Raw genomic sequence first — 22,350 nt, forward strand, 5'->3', positions numbered from 1 at the left:
TAAATGCGGACCGACGGTCGGCCCGGGTTGCGAGCGCGATTTTGTCGTTCGAGATCGATCAGGTCTTGTTCTACGTTTGTCACATCCTAACGCATGAAAGTTTGACTTTCAACCAAATGTTCGACTTGTGATCATAGGGGTGTTCCCCAATCGCTCATGATGTTTGCTCGAAAGGAGTTGGCGACGACCGCGCGAAGGGAGCCGCTTGGCGCGTGTTTTCGTCTGTCGCATGGCGGTTGCACGGGTTCGTCCGCCGGTATTTCGGGGTACGCGAAAGATGGAATACAAGCGATGGATGACGGTAAAAGTCGAACAATCCGCCGATAAGCGTCGCAATCTGAAAGGCTTGATGTAAAATGTTTAAAGTCGAACACGAACCGACCGACGAGCGCGTGTGCTCTCAGGTCACCATCGAGGACACACCCCATCTATGTCGAGCAAAGAGCAACGGTCCGACCATATCCTCGACATGGTCGGCTCACGGCACTTCATGAGCATTGGCGATCTGGCCAAAGCGCTCGACGTGTCGGAAATGACCATTCGCCGCGACGTGCGCGATCTGGCCGATGCGGGGAAGGTGCGCACGGTCTACGGCGGCGTGGCGTCGCTCGAAAACAGCGGCGGCGTCGCGAGTTACAATGCACAAACCGAACGCACCCAGCATGCCGAAGAAAAGCGCCGCATCGCCCTGGCGGCGAGCCGGCTTCTGAGTCCGGGCGACGTGGTGATTCTCGACTCCGGCACCACGGTCCAGCAGCTCGCGGAATGCCTGCCGGCCGAAGGGTCCTATACCTTCATCTGCTATAGCCTGAACACGATCAATGTCCTGTCCAAGCGCGATGACACGACCGTCATCTCGCTCGGGGGCGTGCTGTCTCCGAAGTCCTTCACCTTCTCCGGGCCGGACGCGGTTCAGGCCATGCATCGGTATCGCGCGAACAAGGCGTTCATCGGCGCGACCGGCTACGAGCTGAAGCATGGACTCACCTGCAGCTATGTCGAAGACTGCTCGTGGAAGCAGGCGGCCATGAAATCGAGCGTCGAACGAATCCTGCTCGTGGACTCGTCGAAATTCGGCAAGGTTTCGACATGCAGCTTTGCCGGCGTGGAAGACTTCGACACCGTGATAACCGATGCAGGCGTGCCCGACCGCTACCGGTTCGATCTGGAATCGAAAGGCCTCAAGGTTTTGATCGCCGAGTGACGTGTGAGTGAAGCGTGAGTGCGCGTGGCTTGACGACCGTGAACGCATCGGTCGCCGTCGGTCAGACCCGCCGCAGAGACCGGCGCAGGTCGGAAAGCTCGCGAAGACCTTTCTCGGGGGTCTCGCGCGAAATGCACATGCTTCCTGCAACGAACATGTCGACCGTGTCCGGTGCGAAGGTGCGGATCGTGTCGGCGGAAACCCGTCCGTCGATTTCGATTGCGGTGTCGAGTCCCTGCCGCCGGATCATGTCGCGCAGCGCGCGAATCTTCCGCTCCGAGTACGGCACTTGTGACTCGCCCGGCACGCCCGCATAGCCGGGGTTCGTGAGCATCAGAAGCACGGTGTCGCAGCGTTCGAGCACGTAGTCGAGCGTCGTGAGCGGCGTCGACGGCTTCAAAGCGACGCCCGCGCGAACGCCCGCCGAGCGGATATGACCCAGCATCCGGTCGACGTGCGGCTCCGATTCGATCTGAAACGTGAGTTGCTGCACGCCGATATCGAGCAGCGCATCGATTAAATAGTCATGCCGCGTTGCCATCACATGCACATCGAACGCAAGGTCCGTTTTGCGCCGCAACTGAGCGATGGTCTCGATGCCGAGCGGCATGCTCGGGCTGAAGTGGCCATCGATGACATCCAGATGGACGACATCGAGCCCGGCCTCGGCAATCGACTGCGTTTGTCGTTCGAGATTGCACAGGTCGAACGTAATGAGCGACGGCGCAATCAGACAAGAACCTTTCCACGCGATGTCCACGTTCAGTGCGCCTCGAAGTCTTCGTTCGCGATGGTGTCGGCGTAGGCCGCGAACAGTTCCTTGTACTGGGCCGCGACGTCCGGGCGCGGCCGCGCGGCGCGCGTCTCGTCGAGCTCGACATAGCGCTCGCAGACATCGTAGAGCGTGACCGACGCGCCTTGTGCCCGCTGATGCACCGTCAGCGCGAGGAGCGCGGCCGCGAAAGCACCGCCTTCGTCGCACTTGACGCGGATGACGTCGAGATCGAACACGTCGGCGAGAATCTGACGCCATGCCGCGCTATTGGCGCCGCCGCCGGTCAGCCGGAATTGCGTCGAACGCTCGAAGCTTTGCGACAGCAACTCATAGCCCCACTTCAGTCCGAGCGCGACGGACTCCGCGCCCGCGCGCATGAGATTCGCGCGCGTCATGTTGTCCGCGGTCAGGCCCTTGACGACGCCGCGCGCACGCGGAAGCGCGGGAATGCGCTCGCCGCTGAAGAACGGAAACATGCGAACGCCGCCCGCGCCCGGCGTGGCCGACGCGAGAAGCTGCTCGACCTCGGAAATCTCGACCTCGAACAGTTGTTGCAGCAGGGTCGTCGTCGACGTCGCGTTCATCGTTGCGATGGTCGGCAGCCAGCCGCCGTCGAGACCGCAGAACACGTAGATGCTCGGGTCGACGGACTCGGCCATCTTGTCCGCGTGAATGTTCAGAACGCCCGATGTTCCGAGGCCGAGCGTTGCCCGGCCCGCGGCAACGTTGCCTGTGCCGAGCGCGCCCATGACGTTGTCGCCGGAACCGCACGCAACCAGCGTGTCCCGTGAGAATCCGAATTCCGCCGCCACTTCCGGCCGCACTTTGCCGATGGGCGCGAGCGGCGACACGACGCGCGGAACCGAACGCTCCAGTCGTCCGGACGGGTCGATCGTGTCGGTCATCTCCCAGGACCAGCTTCGCGAGACGACATCGAAATAGCCCGTTCCCGATGCTTCGCCGGCATCCGTCGCATATTCGCCCGTCAACCAGAAATTGACGTAGTCATGCGGCAAAAGAACGTGCTTGACCTTCTCGTAAGTCTGCGGCTCGTGCTGCCTGACCCATGCCACTTTCGATGCGGTGAAGCCGACAGGAATCGTCGTGCCGATCAGGCCTCGAATGCGCTTTTCGCCGCCGGCCGCGTTGAAGAGCTTCTCGTTCGCCGCCGTCGTCTCGGTGTCGTTCCACAGCTTCACGTTGCGCACGACCGAGCCGCTGCCGTCCAGCAAAACGAGGCCGTGCTGCTGACCCGAGACGGCGATCGCGCGTACATCGGCGGGGCTGCGGGTGGTCTGCGCGAAGAGCGCCTTCAATGACTGGCGCAGCGCGTCGATCCACCATTCGGCCTTCTGCTCACGGCGACCGTTGGCCTCGGAGATGATCGGATGACTGGCATGACCGCGGGCCACGAGCTCGCCGGTTTCCGGGTCTAGCAAAACCACCTTCGTGCCTTGTGTACCGCAGTCGATGCCAAGATACATGCTCTACCCCTGTCTGCCGTTTGAAGTGCGTTATTGAACGTCGATGAGAACCTTGATGACATCCGGCTGCGCGGACGCGGCCAGTTCGAACGCCTCGATGCTGTCCTTGAACGCGTAGCGGCGCGAGATCAGCGGCTTGACATTGATCTGACCGGACGCGATCAGCGCGATCGAACGCTCGTAGTCGTTTGCATAGCGGAAAATGCCGACGGTTTCGATTTCCTTCACCTGCATCGCGACGATGTCCATCGGCACCAGGTCTTGCGGCATGCCGACAAACACGATCTTTCCCGCCGGACGCAGGCAGTGCGGCGCGGCGGCGATGGCCTTCGCGTTACCGCTGCAATCGACGAACAGGTCCGCGCCGTTCGGGAAATGCTGCAGGACGAACTCCTTCAGGTCGACCTTCGCCACGTTGCACGTAATGAGGCGCTCGCCGTAATGCTCCGACAGAAAATCGAGCTTTTCCTGCTTTACATCGGTGATGACGACCCGGCTCGCGCCCGATGCCAGCAGCGCGAGCGCCATCAGCGAGCCGATCGTGCCTGCGCCCGCGACGACAGCGGTATCGCCCGGCGAAATGCCGACCTTGCGGGCGACGTGCGTACCGGAGGTCAGCGGCTCGGCCAGCACGGCTTCTTCGAGGCTGACGTTGTCGGGCAGCTTGAACGTGAGGCTCGCAGGGTGGACGACTGACTCGCGCAGCACGCCGTGAATCGGCGGCGTCGCCCAGAACCTGATGCTCGGGTCCAGGTGATAGTTGCCCTGCATCGCTTCCGGCGAGTTGGGGTCGAAAATGCCCGGCTCCATCGCCACGCGGTCGCCCGCCTTCAGATGCTTCACATTGCTGCCGACTTCCGCGATGACGCCGCTCGCCTCGTGACCGAGGACCATCGGCTCGTTGACGACGAAGTCACCGATGCGGCCGTGCTTGTAGTAGTGGACATCGCTGCCGCACACGCCGACGTTGGCGATCTTGATGCGCACATCGTGCGGACCCAGTTCCTCTTCGATTTCGATGTCGCGAATTTTCAGGTCGTCCTTCGCTTCGAGAACCAACGCTTTCATGTCGCTTCCTTTCATTAAATGAGTTCAGTTGCGGGCGCGAACTTATCCCTTGATGTCGCCCAGCTTCTTGTGCAGCGCAATGCAGCTATCGACGTTGGCTTTCGTGTAAAGCTCGGTTCCTTCGACCTGATGCAATTCGGTCTTCTTGTTCGTGAGAATGTCGTGCGCCATCTTCATCGACTTCTCGGCCAGCTCGTCCGCGCTCTGCAGCGCCGTCGACGTCATCTTGCCGTTCTTGATCAGCAGACAGGCCTCGGCCGTGCCGTCGGTGCCGTACACCAGCGGATACGGATTCATGCCCGAGCCTTTGAGCGCTTCGACGGCGCCGGCGGCCATGTTGTCGTTCATCGAAATCACCGCGTCGATCTTCGGGTTGGCCTGAATCCAGTCCTCCGTCAGTTGCATCGCCTCATCCTTGTTCCAGTTCGCCGTCTGCTCGTTGACGATCTTCACGTCAGGACGCTTGGCGAAGAATTCCTTTTGCCACGCTTCACGACGGCCGAGCGAGTGCGGATTGCCCGGCGGCCCGAGCAGGACCACGACCTTCGCGTCCTTCGGCACTTGCTTGAGCGCCAGTTGCGCATTCACCTGACCCAGCAGATACGGGCTGGAATCGACCGACGGCACCGAGTCGTCCTGGAATTTCGGGTTGGTCGCGACGAACTTCGTGCCGCTCTTCATCGCAGCCTTGACCGGGCCGATCTGCACCGCCGGATCGTACGGCTGAATGATGACGAGGTCGTACTTGTTGGTCACGGCGTTTTCGATGTTCGACTGCATCACCGTATTCTGGCTCTGACCGTCGAACACTGTCAGCGTGATGTCCGGATACTTCTTCGCTTCCTTGACCATCGAATTGGCCAGCCATGCGGCGAACGAATCGCTTTGCGCTCGCGCGAGATAAGCAACACGATACTGCTTGTTCTGTGCGATTGCTGCGCCCGTTGCGAAGACGCCGAGCGCCAGCGCGCATGCCACGAATTTCTTCAACTTCATTTTCTGTCTCCTTCGAGTTACGACGTTATGTGTGCTTCGTCTGAGTGCCGCGACCTGGTGGAACCAGGTCTGCGGCGATGGAATCGCGTTGATTGGTGCGTTAGTTGGTGGCTGCTTTGGCGGGCTCTTGCGTGACAGCCTTTTTCTTCTTCTTGCCGTGCTTCGACGAGATGTCGTAGGCCACGGCGAGCACGATGATGCCGCCCTTGATAATCTGCTGGAGATACGACTGAATGCCGAGCAGGTTCATGATGTTGCCGAGAAAGCCCATGATGAACGCGCCTGCCAGCGTGCCGACGGCCGTTCCGATACCACCCGAGAAACTCGTGCCACCGATGATCGCCGCGGTCATTGCATCGAACTCGAAGCCGATGCCCGCGTTCGGCAGACCCGCATTGACGCGAGACATGTAGAGCACCCCGGCCAGGCCGACGAGCGCACCGTTCACGAGGAAGGCCATCATCTTGATGCGGTTGATGCGAATGCCGGATGCTCGCGCCGCTTCCTGATTGCCGCCTATGGCGTAGATGTATCGCCCGAGTCGGGTGTGGTTCAGGAGATACCAGGTGAGCAATGCAATCGCCACGAGGAAGATGACCGGAGACGGCACGCCCAGCACCGAGCCCTGGCCCCAGCCGACATAGTTGTCGAGCTCGTAGATGTTCTGTCCTTTGGTGAGCATCAACGCCGCCCCTCGCGCCGCTGTCTGCATCGCGAGCGTCGCGATGAAGGCCGGCGTATTGAAGCGCGTGACGATCCAGCCGTTCACCAGTCCGCATGCCGAGCCGATTGCAATGCCGACTATCAGCGACGGCACGAACATGCCCGTTGCCTTGAAGAACATCACGGACAACAGCCCTGACAGCGCGAGCACCGAACCCGCCGAGAGATCGATCAGGCCGCAGATGATGAGCAGCGTTTGACCGAAGGCGAGAATCGTCGTAATCGAAATCTGCCGCGAGATATTCAGGAAGTTCGTCGTCGACAGGAACACTGGGCTGATGATCGAGCTGACGATGATCATCGCCACCAGAATCAGATAGATGCTGTACCTGCCGTTGGAAAACAGCGCCCAGCGAGCGCCCGGGGTTCGCGTAACCGTGTTCAATTTTCGTCTCCACCAAGGGTTGCCAGGCGCATGATTCCTTCCTGGCTGAATTCCGGCTCTTTCAGTTCACCTCTGATCCGGCCGGTCGCCATCACATAAATGCGGTCGCAGATTGCAATCAGTTCCGGCAATTCGGACGAGATGACCACCACCGCCCTGCCTTCCTGCGCGAGCTCGAAAATGAGCTTGTAGATTTCGAATTTCGCGCCGACGTCGATGCCGCGCGTCGGCTCGTCGAGAATCAGGATTTCGGGGTCGCAAAGCATCCACTTCGCGAGCATGACCTTCTGCTGGTTCCCGCCGCTCAGCAGCCCGATTTGCGTATTGAAGTTCGGCGCCTTGACCTTCATCCGGTGGCTCACGCCATCGACCAGCTTCTTCTCGAGCTTCGCGTCGCGATAGCCTCGCTTGATGAACTTGTCGAGCGAAACGAGCCCTGTGTTCTCGGTGATGCTGCGCATCGGCACGATGCCGTAGCGCTTGCGGTCTTCGGACAGCATCGCGATCCTGAGCCGGATCGCGTCCTGCACGGTCTTGATGCGAACCGGCTTGCCGTGCACGCGAACTTCGCCTTCGGTGTACGGATCGAGGCCGAACACGGTCCGGACCACTTCGGTGCGTCCCGCGCCCATCAGCCCGGCGAGGCCGATGATCTCGCCCTTGCGGACATTGAAGCTGACGTTCGAGAAGCGCTCGTCGTCGCCCAGTCCCTTGACTTCGAGCGCCGTTTCGCCGAGCTTGCGGACCGGCTTTTCCGGATACACGTTGTCGAGCTTGCGGCCGACCATCATCTGAATGATGGTTTCGATGTCGATCTGACTGGCGGGCCGCGTCGCGACGTGGCTGCCATCGCGGATCACGGAGATGTCGTCGGCGATCCGATAGAGCTCTTCGAAGCGATGCGAGATGTACACGATCGCCGCGCCCTTTGCTCTCAGCTCGTTGATCTTCTTGAAGAGAACATCGACCTCTTTCGACGTGATGGCGGACGTCGGCTCGTCGAAGATGATGATGTTCGCCTCGCGCGAGACCGCCTTCATGATTTCGAGCATCTGCAGGTCCGAGACGCTCAGCTCCTTCAGTTTCGTGTCCGGGCGGTAGTGCAGGCCTTCGCGTTCGAGCAGCGCCTTCGCGTCCGCATAGACCTTCTTCCAGTCGATCGAGCCCCAGCGCGTTTTCGGTTCGTCGCCGAGAAACAGCGACTGCGCGACCGTGATTTCGGGGATGTAGTTGAGTTCCTGCGTGACCATCGAGATGCGGTACTTTCTCGCGGTCAACGGACTGTCGATTTCGACCTTCTCGCCGTCGATGAATATTTCGCCGGCGTCAGGCTGGTAGATGCCGCTGACGATTTTCATCAGCGTCGACTTGCCGGCGCCGTTCTCGCCGCAAATCACATGCACCGAGCCTCTGCGGACCGAGAAGCTCATGTCTTTCAGGGCAATGACGCCCGGAAAGCGTTTCTCGATTCCGCGCAACTCCAGAAGCGGTGTGTCTCCCATTTCATTCGCCTTATATCTGTGTACAAGGAAGCGTCGAGTTCCGCGCTCACTTCGCGCTAGCGGAAAAGTGACGAGTCGCTCAACCATGAACGGACTTTACTCGTCGAACGTTCACAGTGCAACATGAATGTGATGATATCACCATCAATGTCAGGTGCGACAACAGGTTTAACACCGCGTAACGCATCTTGCAACTCGTTGATTTTGCGTTATTTATATTCGTTTTCTGCGAGTTGATCCGCAATCATCAGATTAGGGAATGCCCTGAAATTTATGGTGAAGATGCACCATTCAAGAATGATGGTGTTATAGTTGGATCAACGGCTTCCCTTTCCCGTCCGACAGGCGAAGCGGCACAAACAGAAGAAGCGCGTTCCCGGGCACCGGACTGCACCTACTTGAAGCGAAGCGTGACCATGACCGATTCGACACAACCGAAATTGCCGAACTTGGCGAGCGAGATACTCGGCGAAATCCAGGCTTCCCTGACCGGCGTGAATGCTCACGACCTCGAGGCGCTCGTGAGCGAGATCGAGCGTGCGCCGAGGGTGTTCTGCCTCGGCGCGGGCAGGTCCGGCATCCTCTTGCAGGCGTTCTGCATGAGGCTGAATCACCTGGGCGTGGAAGCGTTCATGGCGGGCGGCGTGCCGTGCCCGCCCGTGGAGGCCGAGGACCTGATCATCGTTGCGTCGGGGTCGGGCGAAACGCGCAGTGTCTCCGCCGTGCTGGAGCAGGGGCGCTCGGCGGGCGCCAGAGTGGCGCTCTTCACGGCGCGACGCTCAGGCGGCCGTTCGATGACGGCGGATGTGACCGTGGTCATCCCCGCGCCCAGCGGCCTGGTCAATCGCGAGCATCCGCAGAACCTGCAGCCGATGCGCACGCTGTTCGAACAGTCTTTTTTTCTGCTTTGCGAAGCAGTCGTATGCTGGCTGAAGCTGAAGAAGGGTATTGGCGAAGAAGAGATGGCTCAACGCCATGCCAATCTCGAGTGAGCAGAAAGAAGCGGAGCGCCCTTTGCGAAGCGCTCCGAAGAAGCCTCAGTTGACCTTCGCGGCCGCTGCGAGCGCCTGCACCGCGCTCTTGCTGTCCTGCTGCGAATGCATGAACTTCGTGACGACGTCGGTCATCGCGCCGGCGACCGCCTCGCTCTGCGCCATGCCCTGCGCGAGCGACGGCACGAGCGTGTTCGCCTTGATGGCGGATTGCTCGTCGGCATAGGAGCGCTTCGCGCAGTCGTCGAACTTGTCCATCGAAACGCCGACGCGCGCGGGAATCGAGCCTTTATAGAGGCTGAACTGCTCCTGGAACTGCGGCGACATCACCGCTTTCGCCAGCACGAGCTGTCCTTGCGTCGCGTTCTTCTTGCCGTTCTGGCCGAAGAAGGCGAGCGAGTCCGAATTGAACATGTACGAGTTCGCCGTGCCGGGGCGCGGCACGCACAGATAGTCCTTGCCCGGCATCTTGTCGGCGCGCGCGAACTCGCCCTTCGCCCAGTCCGCCATGAACTGCATGCCCGCCTTGCCGTCGATGACCATCATCGTCGCGAGATTCCAGTCGCGGCCGGTCGTGCCGTTGTCGTAATACGTGCCGATCTTGCGAACGATATCGAACACCTGAAGCATCTTGTCGGACGTGAGCGTCTTTTGATCCAGCTCGACGATCGCCTTGCGATAGAAGTCCGCGCCCTGCGAGAGCACCACGCCTTCCCACAGGTTCACGTCCTGCCAGGGCTGACCGCCGTGCGCGACCGCCGTGTAGCCGGCGGCCTTCATCTTGTCCGCGAGCGCGAAGAATTCCGGCCACGTATTCGGCGCGGCGCCGCCGACCTTGTCGAGAATCGCCTTGTTGATCCACAGCCAGTTCATGCGATGAATCTCGACCGGCACGGCGACGTAATGCCCGTCGTACTTGAGGTACTTGCCGACCTGCGGCGGAATCAGCTTGTCCCAGCCTTGCGCCGCCGAATCGATATCGACGAGCACGCCCTGCTCGGCCCAGTCGTGAATCGACGGTCCCTTGAGCTGCGCCGCCGACGGCGGATGTCCCGACACGACATTGGTCTTCAGCACCGTCAGCGCATTCGTGCCGCTGCCGCCCGCCACGGCGAAGTCCTTCCACGTGACGCCTTGCTTCTCGACGTCCTGCTTCAACACGCCGACCGCCTTCGATTCACCGCCCGATGTCCACCAGTGCAGCACTTCGATCTGATCGGCATGTGCGGCATGGAACGCGCCCGCCGCCGCCATGGCCACCAGCAAACTTCGTTTCATCGTCTGTCTCCTCGCTGCGCCCTTTCCGGATGCGATGGTGCGCATGATCGGCTTACTGGTCGTCCCAGCGCGCGACGCTCTGCTCCTGCACGCCGAGTCCTTCGACGGACAGCTTCATCACGTCGCCCGGCTTCAGATATTGCTCGGGCTTCATCCCGAGGCCGACGCCCGGCGGCGTGCCGGTCGTGATGACATCGCCCGCTTCGAGCACGACGAACTGGCTGATGTAGGACACGAGTTTGCTGATCGGGAAGATCATGTCGGACGTCGATGAATTCTGGATGCGCTTGCCGTTGAGTTCGAGCCACAGCGGCAGGTTCTGGACGTCGCCGAGTTCGTCCGGCGTGACGAGCCACGGGCCGAGCGGACCGAAGGTCGGCGCCATCTTGCCCTTCACCCACTGGCCGCCGTGTTCGAGCTGGAACGCGCGTTCGGAGACGTCGTTGCACACGCAATAGCCCGCGACATAGTCGAGCGCGCTGTCTTCGCCGACGTAATGCGCGCGCTTGCCGATCACGAGCGCGATCTCCACTTCCCAGTCGGCCTTGGTCGAGTTGCGCGGCAGCAGCACGCGGTCGTTGGGGCCGCTGATGCACGACGGCGCCTTGTTGAAGAGAATCGGCTCTTCGGGAATCGGCGCGTTCGTTTCGATCGCGTGCTGCACGTAGTTCAGACCCACCGCGATGAAGTTGCCCGGCCGCGCAATGCACGCGCCGATGCGCGGATTGCCTTCGACAACAGGCAATGCGTCGATGTCGAGACCGGCGAGGCGCTGCATGCCGCCTTCGGCGAAGAACGCGGGATCGAAGTCGTCGGTGATCGCGAAGGCATCGCGGATGCGGCCTTCGTCGTCGAGAATGCCGGGCTTTTCCTGACCGGCGTTGCCATAGCGCAGAAGTTTCATGACGTGATTTCCTTGAAGTTGGCGGAGAGCCTGCTGATTTCCAGCACGTAGACATTGCTTGGGTCGGCGTGTGCGCCGTGCCGCGCCCAGTCGGTTGCATCGAGTGTCGTGCGGCATGCTTCAATGCCCGCCTGCGTCGCGGCTTCGATCATCAGCACGCGGCTCGGCACGGTGAACGCGCGTTCCTCGGCTTCCGCCGTCTGCACGTTGCTCGCGGAGTCGTCGGCGCTGAAGAGATGCGCAGCGAGCACGTCGCCGCGTTCGAGCAGTCGCGCGAAGAGCGTGTCGACGGCGAAGCGTTGCAACGCGGCCGATGCTGAATCGTTCGCGCGCAGTTGCATCGTGAGCACATGACCGCCGGTGCTTTCGCCCCGCGTCCCGGCGATGCGGCAAATCGAGCGCGCCGTGTTGCGGAACTCCTTCACCGATGCACGCGTGAGCGGCGTCGGACGATTGAGGCGTTCGAGATACGCGTCGCCGGTGAGCACGTTCATGTCGCGTGCCTCGTAGACCGTGAGCCATTCCGGCGATGCGCGCTCGCCGCGATAACGTCGGCCGCGCAGAAAGCCATCGATCGAAAGACGCTCGGGAATGTGCTCCTTGTCGTGCCATGCGTAGAAGCCGTCGCGCCCTGCTTCGGCGACATCGTTCCAGATCAGCACGACCGCATTGCCCAGCAAAGACATGATGACGTTCCTCGCTTCAGGCCGCGTGAAAGAATTCGAGAATCGCGCCGATCTGGCCGCTGTGCATGTCGATGCCGGTCACGACAGGACAGCCGCATTCGATCGCCTTCGCGATGAGCGCCGTCGGCTCGCCCGGTGGACGCAACACGACATCGCCGACGATCTGCGCGCTGCTGAACGATTCGAACGGCGCGGGCATGCCATCGTCCGCTTTCATGCCGACCACCGATGCATTCACGATGATGTCCGCGTCCTTCGCGTCTGCGTCGCCGGCGACGATCTCGCATCCTTCGCACGATGCCGACAAGTGCGCCGCGAGCGCACTCGCCTTCGCGCGATCCACATCGCACAGCGCGATGCGCGCGGCGCCGGCATCGGCGAGCGACACCGCGATCGCCGCGCCCGCGCCGCCGCAGCCGAGCACAAGCGCGCGCTTCGCCTTCACGTCGTGGCCCTTCGCGAGCAGGCCGCGCACGAAGCCTTCTCCGTCGAACATGTCGGCGTGCCAGCGGCCTTCGTCGTCGCGACGCAACGCGTTCACCGCGCCGATGCGCCGTCCGCGCGAATGCACTTGATCGGCAATGGCGAGCGCGTGCATCTTGAACGGCGACGTCACCAGCAAGCCGTCGAGATTCTTCAGGCGCAGCAGCGAGGGCAGAACCGCATCGATTTCGCCTGCATCGATATGCATCGGCACCAGCACCGCGTCGATGCCCGCTTCCGCGAATTTGCGCGTATAGACCTCGGGTGAGCGCACCTGCGCGACCGGATCGCCGATGATGCCGTAGAGACGCGTGCGCCCCGTGATCGGCGCGGCGCTCATGCGCGGCTCCCGTACCATTCGGCGATGCGCCGCGAACGATGCCGCCGCTCGCGCGCCACCGTTTCTCCCTTGATGCCCATGAGGCCCGCCGCGAAGATGCGCGCGTCCATCTCATGCACGTCCGTGGCGACGGCCGGACGGAAATCCATGTGCGCGAAGACATCGCGTTCGATATCGATGCCCGGCGCGACTTCGATCAGCTCCAGCCCTTTGTCGCCGACACGGAACACCGCGCGCTCCGTGATGAACAACGCGGAGTTGCCGCGCTCGTGCGCGAGCGGCGCGCTGTAGCAGATCTGTTCGAGCGAACGCACGAACTTGCGATGCTTGCCTTCCTGCACGATGCGCGTCTTGCCGTCTTCCCACTGCACATCGAGCCCGCCCGCGGTGAGCGTGCCGCTGAAGATCACGCGCTTCGCGTTCTGACTGATGTTGATGAACCCGCCGACGCCGACGATCTTGTCGCCGAAGCGGCTGATGTTCACGTTGCCGTGCGCATCGACTTCGGCGAACGAAAGAAACGCGAGATCGAGACCGCCGCCGTCGTAGAAATCGAACTGCGACGGCTGCTCGATCATCGCGGCGAAGTTCTGCGCGCCGCCCGAATCGCGGCCCGTGATCGGCGCGCCGCCGATCAGGCCCTGCTCGTTCGTGAGAATCACCGAGTCGAGCAAGTCTTCTTCGGCGGCGACGGTCGAAAGACCCGTCGAAATGCCGGCGCCGAGGTTGCATACGGCATGCGGATACAACTCCATCGCCGCGCGCCGCACGATCACCTTGCGCGGGCCGAACGGGAGCGGACGAATCTCCGAAAGCGGCACGCGCAATTCGCCCGCGTAGCTCGGGTCGTAATCGGTCGCGTAGGTCTGACGCTGCTCCGACTCGACGACGACGAAGTCCACCAGAATGCCGGGAATCTTGACCTGCTTCGGCGGCAGCGTGCCGCGCCGCGCCATGCGCTTCACCTGCACGATGACGATGCCGCCCGCGCGCCGCGTCGCCTGCGCCATCGCGAGCATTTCGCCGAGCACGGCTTCCTGCTCCATCGTCACGTTGCCGTCTTCGTCGGCGGTGGTGCCGCGCAAAAACGCGATATCGATCGGGAAAGGTTTGAAGCGCAGCCATTCCTCGCCGTCGATATGCATCAGCTCGACGAGCATCTCTTCCGTCGACGGACTCTGACGCGCGCCCTGCTGACGCGGATCGACGAACGTGCCGAGACCGGTCTTCGTGATGAGGCCGGGACGGCCGCCCGCCATTTCGCGCATCAGTTGCGAAAGCACGCCCTGCGGCAACGTGTACGCCTCGATGCTGTCGTTCGCGGCCATCGTGACGAGGCCGGGCGAATCGACGAGCGCGCTGGTGATCGCGCGCTTCAACAAACCTTCGTGCGCGAGATGGCTCGCGCCGAGCGCCGCGCGATCGCCGATGCCGACCACGCTGATCGACGTGATGCCGCGCGGTTGCGCGTCGGCGAGAAAGCGCCGCTCCACCGCCGCGAGCAGCGCCTCGGGCACCGCGTGTCCGCCGCCCGATCCGCTGATCAGAATGGAATCGCCCGAGCGCACCAGTGCGGCTGCGTCGTCGCTGGAAATTCGTTCCATGAGTCGCCTCGTCTCCGTTTGTCTTTTGCGAGCCGTCATCCGGCCGACGGTCTCAATGTAACCGGTCTCATGAATGCATTCAAGATGCGTCGCTGGGTTTTCAGGGAATACCACTAGTCCGGCTTTACGAGCACATTTTGTCGAAACCGAGTGCGCTTTACTCGTGCTTTTGTAACCGGTATCATAAATTTCGATATCAACGGAATCGGGAGACAAGAGCATGGCTATCAAGGGTGTCGAGATCGGCGATGAATACCGCTTCGCGAAGACCGTCGGCGAGGTCGACGTGACCTTGTTCGCCGGCCTCACTGGCGACTTCAGCGACACGCACATTAACGAGCAGTACATGCAGGAGAAGTCGGCGATCGGCCGGCGCATCGCGCACGGCGCCCTGCTGGTCGGCTACATGTCGACGGCTTCGACCCTTTCCATCGCGCACATCATTCATCGCACGGATCTGGATGAATTCCCTGTTTCGGCGGGCTACGACAAGATCCGCTTCATCAAGCCGGTGCTGCTCGGCGATACGGTGACCGTGATCTACCGCGTCGCCGAAATCGATGAGCAGAAGCGTCGCAGCACCGCCGACATGGAAGTCGTCAACCAGCACGGCGAGGTCGTCGCGGCGGGACGTCATCTGATGAAGTGGGCCAAGAAGCTGTCGAACGCGTCCTGACAGCGGGCTTCGGCGCGGGTTCGCACGACGATTGCATCGCAGGTGGGTTGCTATAATCGCCGCACCCCGTCGGCGCACCCCGCGCACATCCCGATCATGGCAAAGAGCAAGAAGACGACGACCGAAGACACCGACGCCGGCAGAAAGCCGCGCTCGTCCGGCGTGACCTTGCGCGATGTCGCGCGGTTCGCGGGGGTGTCGTCGGCGACCGTGTCGCGGGTCATGAACAATCCGGAGGTCGTGTCCGACGAATTGCGCTCGCGCATCATGGTGGCGATCGATCACCTCGGCTGGGTGCCGCACGCCGCCGCGCGCGCGCTCGCCACGCAACGCACGGGCACGATCGGCGCGGTGTTTCCGACGCTCGCCAACGAGCACTTCGCCACCGCCATCCAGACTTTGCAGGAAGCCTTCGAGCAGGTCGGCTATACCTTGCTGCTCGGCTGCTCGCAGTACGATCCCGAGCGCGAGTACCGGCAGGTTCGCACGATGCTCGAACGCGGCGTGGATGCGATCGTGCTCGTCGGCGAAACGCATCATCCGGATCTGTACACGCTGCTCGCGCAACGGCAGGTGCCGTTCGTCAACACGTTCGTGTATCGCGAGGGCGCTGACTCCTTGTGCGTCGGCATCGACAATCATCAGGCATTCTTCGACTTCACGACCTATCTCATCGGTCTCGGACACCGCCGTTTCGCGATGCTGTCGCAAACCGCCGACTCGAACGACCGCGCCCGCGCGCGCCGCGAAGGCGTGCGCGACGCGCTCGCCGAACATGGCCTCGGCATATCGGCGGCGCATATGGTCGAAGGCTTCTGGGGCGCGCGCGTGGGACGGCAGTTGTTCTCCAGAGTGATGGATACGCCTCAGCCGCCGACCGTCGTGATTTGCGGCAACGGATCGTTCGCGATGGGCGCGATGCTCGAAGCCATGCAGAAGGGCTACGACATTCCGAATCAGCTCAGCCTCGTCGGCTTCGACGACTTCGAACTGATGGCCGAACTGCCGATTCCGATCACGACCGTGCGCGTGCCGAGCGCGGAGATCGGCGCGCAAGCCGCGCGCATGATTCTCGCCGAGCTCGCGCAAAAAGGCAGCGCGCAGAGCGTCAGATGCGAGGCGGAAATCATCGTGCGGGCATCCTCTGGCCCACCGCCCAAAGTGCGCCGCGCGCGCGCCTGATCCCCCCTCCACACCGCATCGCTCCTCACGCCCGGCTTCGATATCGAGCGCACGCCATCACGGCGCGCGCTTCGGAAGCGCGCGTTCGCCTTACCTTTTTGCAACCGGTTACATCGATGACGATAAACATGGCTTAGTGATTGTACGAATGTCGTGAGTTTTAGCTATTCAACTAAAATGAGACCGGTTACATTATAGTCGAATCCGCATTGGTTTCACAGCGTTGGGAGACATTCGCATGCAAAGAGACATCACGATGACCCACGAGAAGTCGCGACCCTGGTATCGCGACATCACCTGGACGCAATGGCGCGTGCTGATCGCGGCCTGGGGCGTGTGGGTCAATGACGCGCTCGACTTTCTCGCGATCACGTTCGTGCTGCGCGATATCGCCAGCGCCTTTCACGTCTCGCTCGATACCGCGTCGCTGCTGCTGCTTGCAACCTACGGCGTGCGCTGGATCGGCGGGCTGCTGTTCGGCGGTCTCTCCGACCGGATCGGGCGCAAGATCCCGCTGCTGATCACGCTGACGTGGTTCACGCTCGGCGCGGTCGCGACCGGCCTGTCCTGGAACTTCATCGCGCTGGCGGTGTTTCGTCTGCTGCTCGGCTTCGGCATGGCGCCGGGCTTCTCGCTCGGCGCGGCAATGGTTGCCGAATCGTGGCCGGAAAAGCACCGGGCAATCGGCATCGGCATTCTCGACACCGGCTGGGGCGTCGGCGCCATCGGCGCGGCGCTCGCGTATGAGTTCGTCTATCCGCATTTCGGCTGGCGCGGCATGTTCTTCATCGGCTTGCCGCCGTCCGTGTTGCTCGCGCTCTTCATCATCTTCTGCGTGCCGGAATCGCAGGCGTGGAAAAAAGCGCTGCCCGCGCGCGCGGTGACGTGGCGCAGCAATCCCGTGGTCGATCTGTTTTCGAAGTATCCGAAGCGCGTCTCGTATCTCGCGCTGCTGATCTTCGTGCTGTGCTTCGGTTCGTGGCCGTTTCAGGCGCTGCTGCCGACGTATTTGCGCGCAGCCGACCTCGCGCCGTCCGCGGTGAGCCAGATCACCATGGCATCGGCAGCGGGTCAGATTGCCGGCTTCATCGCCTCAGGCTTCATCGCCGAGCGGCTCGGCAGACGCAACGCCATCTCGCTGATGATCGCAATCGGCGCGCTGTGCGTCGCCGGCGTGATCTTGTCGACGGGCAACATCGCGCTGGCAGCCGCGTGCTCGTTCGCGAGCGGCTTCTTCCTGATCGGCTCGTCGGGTATCTGGGGAACCGTCCTCACCGAGAACCTGCCGCGCGACGTGCGCGCATCGGGCGTCGGGTTCCTCTATAACTTCGGCGTGATCGGCGGTGGCATTGCACCGTTCATCGTCTTGTCGACGATGCATCGCTTCGGCTTCTCGATGCCCGGCGCGATCATCGCCTTCACCATCGGTGCGGCGGTGGCCGGGATGATCGTCATTCGCTTCGTGCGCGAAACCAAAGGCCTCTCGCTCGACGACGTCGATCGCGAGAGCAGCAACTAGGCTCAGACGCGATGCAATTGCATGCCGCCGCCCACATCGATATGCACGCCGGTCGTGAACGGCAGGCCGCCCGTGGCCAGCGTGGCGACTACGTGCCCGACATCGTCGGACTGGCCCCAGCGTTCCATCGGGACGCCGCCCGCCTTGATGAACGGCTCGTAGCGCTCGAACGCGGGCGCGGTCATGTCGGTTTCGATGATGCCCGGACGGACTTCGAACGCCGCGATGCCGGCACTGGCGAGACGGCTCGCGAACAGCTTGTTCATCATCGCGAGCGCGGACTTGGTCATGCAGTAGTCCGCGCGGTTCTCGCCCACGATGGCTGCGTTCGCCGAACTGATCGTGATGATGGTCCGGAGACAGCCGGGCGTTGCCGTGGCCAGCATGCGCCGGGCGACGGCTTGCGTGAGAAAGAAGGTTCCCCGCAGATTGACGGCGACCGAACGATCGAAGCTCTCGGGCGTGAGATCGAGAAGATCGCCGCGCACCATCGATGTGACGCCGGCGTTGTTGACGAGACACGCAAGCGGGCCGAGCGCATCTTCGACGCGGGCGATGAGTGCCTCATGCCCGTCGATGCGCGCGATATCGCCGCTGAAGTACGCGGCCCGCACGCCATGCTGCGTGAAGGTCGCGAGGTCCGGACCTTCCGCTTCGAGGCTGACGAGGGCGAGGTCGAAGCCGCGAGCCGCGAGGCTTCTGGAAATGGCACGTCCGATCCCGCGCGCGGCACCGGTTATCAAGGCGACACCGCGCTTTCGATGTTCCATGAACACGCTCCGATGCAGTTACGCCACCCTTGCCGCTCTCCGATCGGGCAGCGCGGTGACGCTCGGTCTCAACGGCCACAGCTCGGCAAGCTCGGCGGCGGTGCTTTGCAGTCTCGGAGCCGTTGCTTCGATTTGCACGGCTGTCATGCGCACGCTCGGACCCGCGACACTGACGGTGCCGAGCGCCGGGCCCGTGCCGTTCACGCGAATAGGAACGGCCACGGCGGAAACGCCGGGCTCGGCCTCGTTGACCGCGATGGCATACCCACGCTGCTCCGTGAGCGTGAGCTCTTTCAGAAGATCGTCGATGGACCGGACGACATTGGGGCCTTGCCGATCGGCATCGCCGAAGCCCGTGTCGACGACGATCTGGATCGCCCGCTCGCGAGGCATCGTCGACAACCACGCCTTGCCGGTCGCCGTCGAGTACACGGTGACTTTTCCTGTCGCGGAACTGGGCGGCTGATAGATGAGGCCGGCGGTCGCCCCCTGCGCCTGGGCGAGCCACACGAGCGTGTCGCCATCCGCGACGGCGAGACGCACGAACTCGCGCGTCTCGTGCGCGAGCCTGTCGAGGATCGGCTGGCAGATGTTGGGAATGCCGGTGGCCGCATAGAACTTCTGGCCCATGACCGCGAGACGCATGGTCAGCCGGTAGAAGCTCGTGTCGGGTTCCTTGGCGACCCAGCCAAGATCGACGAGTGTCGAGAGCAGCCGATGAGCGCCGCTCTTCGGCAACGACAGACGTTCCGCGATCTCTCCGAGGGGCAAGGTGTTCGCGCCCTCGGCGAGAAGCCCGATGATGTCCAGACACCGCTCGGCGGGTATGTGCGACATAGTGATTTCGCTGATCAGGTTGAATTCATGTCGAGCGCGCTGGCGCGCCGAGACGGCAGATTTCGAGTGTATAGACCGCGGCGTCCGGCCGTGCGCGCAAGCCGGCGTCGCTGAGTTGCGGCGCGTCGATCAACGCGCGCGCCTGCCCGGCCGCGTCCTCGGTCGATGCTTCGACCAGCACGATCCACGCGGGGACATCGAACTCGCGGGTGCGCGATTCTTCGGTGTCGAGGAAGCTCGCCTGTTCCGACGCGAAGAGATGGCACGCCAGCACGCCGGTCGACGCCATCGCCCGCGGAAACGCCACTTCGCGCACATATGCCTCGGGCGTCGTCTCCGGCGCCGCGGCCCGATCGATGCGGATCGCCAGCACGTACCCGCCGGTGCTCTCGCCCACGCTGCACACGGGCCGGCATACGGCGCGCGAGGTATTACGAAAATGCGTGAGCGTCTTCGTGGTCGCCGGCGTCGGCGCATTCAGCCGCGCCATGTAGGCGGGCGACACCATCACGTCCGGATCGTCGGCTTCGTACAGGGTCAGCCATTCGGGCGAATGACCCGCCTTGCGATAGCGGCGGCCGCGTCGGAAGCCCGGAATGGCGAGCCGCTCCGGAATATGCTCCTTGTCATGCCATTCGTAGAATTGCTCGCGCCCTTGTGCGTCGATGTCGTTCCACACGAGGACGATGCCATCGCCCAGCAGCGCGGCGCTGGCGATGCGGTCGTCCGGTTGCTGATGGCCAGAGGGATTCATCGTCCGAGGAACTCAGGTTCTCGTTTGGCAAAAAACGCGTCCACGCCTTCGTGCAGATCGCGGCTATCGAAGATCTTTTGCTGAACGACGGTTGACAGCGACAACGCGGCATCGAGCGGCTGATCCTGCGCGGCATCGACGAGTTGCTTCGCGAACCGGTTCGACAGCGGCCCTCGCGCGCAGATCTCCCGCGCAAGCTCGCGCGCCGCCGCCAGCGCGGAGCCCTTCTGCGCGATACGGTTGACGAGCCCCCATGACAAAGCCTGCTCCGCGACGATGGTCGCGCCGGTGAAAAGCAGTTCCTTCGCCCGCGCGGGGCCGACGAGTCGCGTCAGCCGCAGCGAGCCGTTGCCCGCCAGGCCGCCGAGACGGGATTCGGTCAGGCCGAGCGTCACGTCCGCGCGGCACACCCGAAGGTCGCACGCGAGCGCCAGTTCGAGGCCTCCGCCGAGCGCGGGGCCGTCGATCGCGGCGATCGTCGGAACGGGCAGCCGGGCGAGGCGGCGCAGCACCATGTCCTCGAAGAGAATCTTCTTCTCGCTGGCGTCCGCGAAAATGTCCGCGAACTCCCTGATATCGCTGCCCGCGCAGAACGCGCGCGCCGATCCTCCGTGCACGATCACGCAACGCAGATCGGGCCGTGCCTCCAGCGCGTCGATGGCCCTGTTCAGCGAGCGCAGCAGCGCGCGCGTCACCAGATTCAGCGGGCCGCCCGCGAGACCGATCTCCGCGACACAGCCGTCGACCTGAACGATCGCCTCGCTCACGGCGCCTTCCGATGCGCTGTCCACGCGATGGCTGTTGTCGCTCATGCCTGCTCCGCGCTGGCCCGCGGCACTTCGATGCCATGCAGCACCCCCATGCGCGCGAAGTGCGCATAGATGGTGTCGACGTAACGGGCGAATTCGGGGGCGTCGCCGAGCACGATGGGCCGGGGGCGCGGCAACTCGACGACGATCTCGTCCACCACTTCGCCCGGCGTCGGGCTCATGACGAAGATCCGGTCCGAGAGGCCCACGGCCTCTTCGACACTGTGCGTGATGAAGAGCACGGTCGGACGACGGCGCATCCACAGCGCTTCGAGATCCATGCGGACCTGAAGGCGAGTGAGTGCATCGAGCGCGCCGAACGGCTCATCCATCAGGATCAGCGAAGGATCGTGCACGAGCGTGCGAATCAGCGACACACGCTGGCGCATGCCGCCGGAGAGTTGCCGGGGATACTTGTCGACGGCATGCTGCAAGCGCAACTGGGCAAAGAGCTCGCGTGCGCGCGCCTCGATCCGGTCGCGCGGCAGTCCGCGAATGTCGGCCTGAAGGAGCACGTTCTCCATCGCCGTGCGAAAGTCGAGCAACAGGTGATCCTGGAACGCGATGCCCACATCGGTCACCGGCTTGTTCACCGTGCGATCGCCCACGACGATCGTTCCTTCCGAACGTTCGAGCAGCCCCGCGACCATCAGCATGAGCGTGCTCTTGCCGCAACCCGACGGCCCGACGACGGAGACGAACTCTCCGGCCTTGATGTCGATGCTGAGCGTCCTGAGCGCACGGAACGGGCTTTCCGTGTTCTCGCCGAAGGTCTTGGACACGCCATCGATGCGGATCGGCACGCCGGCTGGCGTCATTTCGTTGCTTGCGGTTGTCGGCATGATCGGTTCGGAGGTCATGGTTTGAACGGCTCAGGCGGATTTCTCGACCGCGGCCAGCGGCACCTTCGAGCACAGCAGCGCCTTGGTGCCTTGCTGCACGATCTGGCCGTCCTGATTCACGATCTTCACGTCGAAGAGCGCGATCGCCTGCGTCGGTCTGGATTTGCTGTCGCGCAATTCGCGGATCGCATAGTCGACGAACATCGTGTCGCCGACGAACAGCGGTGCGACGAACTTCCAGTCGTTGATGCCGAGAAACGCGATCGCGGTCTCGCGCAGCTCGCCGGTGCGCGCCCACATCAGGCCGTGGGCGTAGGCGAGCCCCAGCATGCCGTGGGCGACGCGCCGCCCGAACTGACTGTTTTTCGCATAGACATCGCTCGTATGGAGCTCCGAAAAATCGCCCGTCAGGCCGGCAAAGCCGACCAGGTCCGCGTCGGTGATCGTCCGGCCCGGGCTGCGAAACCGCATGCCCACGTGAAGATCCGCGTAGCGGTAGCCGGTGCGTTTCTCGTCAGTCATATTCAGGTATCCGTA

The 22,350-nt window shown here is 62.9% G+C and carries 22 protein-coding genes; 5 read left to right on the top strand and 17 right to left on the bottom strand.

Features of this window, described 5'->3' with window-relative positions:
• Positions 1 to 430: 430 nt before the first annotated feature.
• Positions 431 to 1,204: a DeoR/GlpR family DNA-binding transcription regulator gene (locus U4Y90_RS31700; RefSeq protein WP_321800653.1), complete on the top strand. Its 774-nt coding sequence runs from the start codon at positions 431 to 433 to the stop codon at positions 1,202 to 1,204.
• A gap of 61 nt (positions 1,205 to 1,265) precedes the next feature.
• On the opposite strand, the gene U4Y90_RS31705 is transcribed toward U4Y90_RS31700, so the two are convergent.
• The 6 genes from U4Y90_RS31705 to U4Y90_RS31730 form a co-directional block, all read right to left on the bottom strand.
• On the bottom strand, positions 1,266 to 1,964 hold the full coding sequence (locus U4Y90_RS31705; RefSeq protein WP_321800655.1) for a ribulose-phosphate 3-epimerase: 699 nt from the start codon (positions 1,962 to 1,964) through the stop codon (positions 1,266 to 1,268).
• Between the two features lie 2 nt (positions 1,965 to 1,966).
• The gene (gene xylB, locus U4Y90_RS31710) at positions 1,967 to 3,463 is read right to left on the bottom strand and encodes a xylulokinase (protein WP_321800656.1); all 1,497 of its coding nucleotides are present in this window, start codon (positions 3,461 to 3,463) and stop codon (positions 1,967 to 1,969) included.
• Positions 3,464 to 3,493: 30 nt separating this feature from the next.
• Positions 3,494 to 4,531, bottom strand: coding sequence for an NAD(P)-dependent alcohol dehydrogenase (locus tag U4Y90_RS31715; protein ID WP_321800658.1), 1,038 nt, complete (start codon positions 4,529 to 4,531; stop codon positions 3,494 to 3,496).
• 42 nt (positions 4,532 to 4,573) lie between these two features.
• A complete protein-coding gene (locus U4Y90_RS31720) occupies positions 4,574 to 5,527 on the bottom strand; it encodes a sugar ABC transporter substrate-binding protein (RefSeq protein ID WP_321800660.1) in 954 nt (317 codons plus the stop codon).
• 100 nt (positions 5,528 to 5,627) lie between these two features.
• On the bottom strand, positions 5,628 to 6,635 hold the full coding sequence (locus U4Y90_RS31725; RefSeq protein ID WP_321800662.1) for an ABC transporter permease: 1,008 nt from the start codon (positions 6,633 to 6,635) through the stop codon (positions 5,628 to 5,630).
• On the bottom strand, positions 6,632 to 8,137 hold the full coding sequence (locus U4Y90_RS31730; protein ID WP_321800664.1) for a sugar ABC transporter ATP-binding protein: 1,506 nt from the start codon (positions 8,135 to 8,137) through the stop codon (positions 6,632 to 6,634). The genes U4Y90_RS31725 and U4Y90_RS31730 overlap by 4 nt, the downstream gene beginning before the upstream one ends.
• A gap of 188 nt (positions 8,138 to 8,325) precedes the next feature.
• On the opposite strand from U4Y90_RS31730, the gene hxlB reads away from it, so the two are divergent.
• Complete coding sequence (gene hxlB, locus U4Y90_RS31735) at positions 8,326 to 9,129, top strand: 6-phospho-3-hexuloisomerase (RefSeq protein ID WP_321800665.1); 804 nt, start codon at positions 8,326 to 8,328, stop codon at positions 9,127 to 9,129.
• Between the two features lie 45 nt (positions 9,130 to 9,174).
• Here the strand turns inward: hxlB and U4Y90_RS31740 are convergent, their stop codons facing one another.
• From U4Y90_RS31740 to U4Y90_RS31760, 5 genes are read right to left on the bottom strand one after another with little or no spacing between them, the layout of a single operon-like run.
• Positions 9,175 to 10,407 (bottom strand): ABC transporter substrate-binding protein, encoded by a 1,233-nt coding sequence (locus tag U4Y90_RS31740; RefSeq protein ID WP_321800667.1) that lies wholly within the window; start codon positions 10,405 to 10,407, stop codon positions 9,175 to 9,177.
• A 52-nt stretch (positions 10,408 to 10,459) separates the two neighbouring features.
• Complete coding sequence (locus U4Y90_RS31745) at positions 10,460 to 11,311, bottom strand: fumarylacetoacetate hydrolase family protein (protein WP_321800669.1); 852 nt, start codon at positions 11,309 to 11,311, stop codon at positions 10,460 to 10,462.
• Complete coding sequence (locus U4Y90_RS31750) at positions 11,308 to 11,997, bottom strand: DUF4286 family protein (protein ID WP_321800671.1); 690 nt, start codon at positions 11,995 to 11,997, stop codon at positions 11,308 to 11,310. The genes U4Y90_RS31745 and U4Y90_RS31750 overlap by 4 nt, the downstream gene beginning before the upstream one ends.
• 16 nt (positions 11,998 to 12,013) lie before the next feature.
• Entirely contained in the window at positions 12,014 to 12,820 is an 807-nt protein-coding gene (locus U4Y90_RS31755) for a shikimate dehydrogenase (RefSeq protein WP_321800672.1), read from the bottom strand.
• The gene (locus tag U4Y90_RS31760; protein WP_321800674.1) at positions 12,817 to 14,424 is read right to left on the bottom strand and encodes an acyl CoA:acetate/3-ketoacid CoA transferase; all 1,608 of its coding nucleotides are present in this window, start codon (positions 14,422 to 14,424) and stop codon (positions 12,817 to 12,819) included. The genes U4Y90_RS31755 and U4Y90_RS31760 overlap by 4 nt, the downstream gene beginning before the upstream one ends.
• A gap of 220 nt (positions 14,425 to 14,644) precedes the next feature.
• Between U4Y90_RS31760 and U4Y90_RS31765 the strand changes: the two genes are divergently transcribed.
• From U4Y90_RS31765 to U4Y90_RS31775, 3 genes are all read left to right on the top strand, one after another.
• Entirely contained in the window at positions 14,645 to 15,100 is a 456-nt protein-coding gene (locus U4Y90_RS31765) for a MaoC family dehydratase (protein WP_321800675.1), read from the top strand.
• A 96-nt stretch (positions 15,101 to 15,196) separates the two neighbouring features.
• Positions 15,197 to 16,282, top strand: coding sequence for a LacI family DNA-binding transcriptional regulator (locus tag U4Y90_RS31770; RefSeq protein WP_321800676.1), 1,086 nt, complete (start codon positions 15,197 to 15,199; stop codon positions 16,280 to 16,282).
• A gap of 238 nt (positions 16,283 to 16,520) precedes the next feature.
• Entirely contained in the window at positions 16,521 to 17,801 is a 1,281-nt protein-coding gene (locus tag U4Y90_RS31775; protein ID WP_321800677.1) for an MFS transporter, read from the top strand.
• A 2-nt stretch (positions 17,802 to 17,803) separates the two neighbouring features.
• Here U4Y90_RS31775 and U4Y90_RS31780 read toward each other — a convergent pair whose 3' ends face one another.
• From U4Y90_RS31780 to U4Y90_RS31805, 6 genes are read right to left on the bottom strand one after another with little or no spacing between them, the layout of a single operon-like run.
• A complete protein-coding gene (locus U4Y90_RS31780) occupies positions 17,804 to 18,571 on the bottom strand; it encodes a 3-ketoacyl-ACP reductase (RefSeq protein WP_321800678.1) in 768 nt (255 codons plus the stop codon).
• 18 nt (positions 18,572 to 18,589) lie between these two features.
• A complete protein-coding gene (locus U4Y90_RS31785) occupies positions 18,590 to 19,408 on the bottom strand; it encodes an IclR family transcriptional regulator (RefSeq protein WP_321800680.1) in 819 nt (272 codons plus the stop codon).
• Positions 19,409 to 19,433: 25 nt separating this feature from the next.
• Entirely contained in the window at positions 19,434 to 20,162 is a 729-nt protein-coding gene (locus tag U4Y90_RS31790; protein WP_321800681.1) for a DUF4286 family protein, read from the bottom strand.
• Positions 20,159 to 20,974 carry an enoyl-CoA hydratase/isomerase family protein gene (locus U4Y90_RS31795; protein ID WP_321800683.1) on the bottom strand — a complete coding sequence of 272 codons (816 nt, stop codon included), beginning with the start codon at positions 20,972 to 20,974 and terminating at the stop codon, positions 20,159 to 20,161. The genes U4Y90_RS31790 and U4Y90_RS31795 overlap by 4 nt, the downstream gene beginning before the upstream one ends.
• A complete protein-coding gene (locus tag U4Y90_RS31800) occupies positions 20,971 to 21,813 on the bottom strand; it encodes an ABC transporter ATP-binding protein (RefSeq protein WP_321800684.1) in 843 nt (280 codons plus the stop codon). Before U4Y90_RS31800 ends, U4Y90_RS31795 begins: the two co-directional genes overlap by 4 nt.
• A 30-nt stretch (positions 21,814 to 21,843) precedes the next feature.
• Positions 21,844 to 22,335 (bottom strand): MaoC/PaaZ C-terminal domain-containing protein, encoded by a 492-nt coding sequence (locus U4Y90_RS31805; RefSeq protein WP_321800685.1) that lies wholly within the window; start codon positions 22,333 to 22,335, stop codon positions 21,844 to 21,846.
• Positions 22,336 to 22,350: the final 15 nt, after the last annotated feature.

This window comes from Caballeronia sp. J97, assembly GCF_905220305.1.
In the GTDB taxonomy this organism is placed as follows: Bacteria; Pseudomonadota; Gammaproteobacteria; order Burkholderiales; family Burkholderiaceae; genus Caballeronia.

Bases quoted from the DNA above. Each gene is read 5' to 3' on its own strand.
- U4Y90_RS31700 (WP_321800653.1), top strand. From the start codon at position 431: ATGTCGAGCAAAGAGCAACGGTCCGACCATATCCTCGACATGGTCGGC.
- xylB (WP_321800656.1), bottom strand. From the start codon at position 3,463: ATGTATCTTGGCATCGACTGCGGTACACAAGGCACGAAGGTGGTTTTG.
- U4Y90_RS31715 (WP_321800658.1), bottom strand. From the start codon at position 4,531: ATGAAAGCGTTGGTTCTCGAAGCGAAGGACGACCTGAAAATTCGCGAC.
- U4Y90_RS31720 (WP_321800660.1), bottom strand. From the start codon at position 5,527: ATGAAGTTGAAGAAATTCGTGGCATGCGCGCTGGCGCTCGGCGTCTTC.
- U4Y90_RS31730 (WP_321800664.1), bottom strand. From the start codon at position 8,137: ATGGGAGACACACCGCTTCTGGAGTTGCGCGGAATCGAGAAACGCTTT.
- U4Y90_RS31740 (WP_321800667.1), bottom strand. From the start codon at position 10,407: ATGAAACGAAGTTTGCTGGTGGCCATGGCGGCGGCGGGCGCGTTCCAT.
- U4Y90_RS31745 (WP_321800669.1), bottom strand. From the start codon at position 11,311: ATGAAACTTCTGCGCTATGGCAACGCCGGTCAGGAAAAGCCCGGCATT.
- U4Y90_RS31750 (WP_321800671.1), bottom strand. From the start codon at position 11,997: ATGTCTTTGCTGGGCAATGCGGTCGTGCTGATCTGGAACGATGTCGCC.
- U4Y90_RS31755 (WP_321800672.1), bottom strand. From the start codon at position 12,820: ATGAGCGCCGCGCCGATCACGGGGCGCACGCGTCTCTACGGCATCATC.
- U4Y90_RS31760 (WP_321800674.1), bottom strand. From the start codon at position 14,424: ATGGAACGAATTTCCAGCGACGACGCAGCCGCACTGGTGCGCTCGGGC.
- U4Y90_RS31765 (WP_321800675.1), top strand. From the start codon at position 14,645: ATGGCTATCAAGGGTGTCGAGATCGGCGATGAATACCGCTTCGCGAAG.
- U4Y90_RS31770 (WP_321800676.1), top strand. From the start codon at position 15,197: ATGGCAAAGAGCAAGAAGACGACGACCGAAGACACCGACGCCGGCAGA.
- U4Y90_RS31775 (WP_321800677.1), top strand. From the start codon at position 16,521: ATGCAAAGAGACATCACGATGACCCACGAGAAGTCGCGACCCTGGTAT.
- U4Y90_RS31780 (WP_321800678.1), bottom strand. From the start codon at position 18,571: ATGGAACATCGAAAGCGCGGTGTCGCCTTGATAACCGGTGCCGCGCGC.
- U4Y90_RS31785 (WP_321800680.1), bottom strand. From the start codon at position 19,408: ATGTCGCACATACCCGCCGAGCGGTGTCTGGACATCATCGGGCTTCTC.
- U4Y90_RS31790 (WP_321800681.1), bottom strand. From the start codon at position 20,162: ATGAATCCCTCTGGCCATCAGCAACCGGACGACCGCATCGCCAGCGCC.
- U4Y90_RS31795 (WP_321800683.1), bottom strand. From the start codon at position 20,974: ATGAGCGACAACAGCCATCGCGTGGACAGCGCATCGGAAGGCGCCGTG.
- U4Y90_RS31800 (WP_321800684.1), bottom strand. From the start codon at position 21,813: ATGCCGACAACCGCAAGCAACGAAATGACGCCAGCCGGCGTGCCGATC.
- U4Y90_RS31805 (WP_321800685.1), bottom strand. From the start codon at position 22,335: ATGACTGACGAGAAACGCACCGGCTACCGCTACGCGGATCTTCACGTG.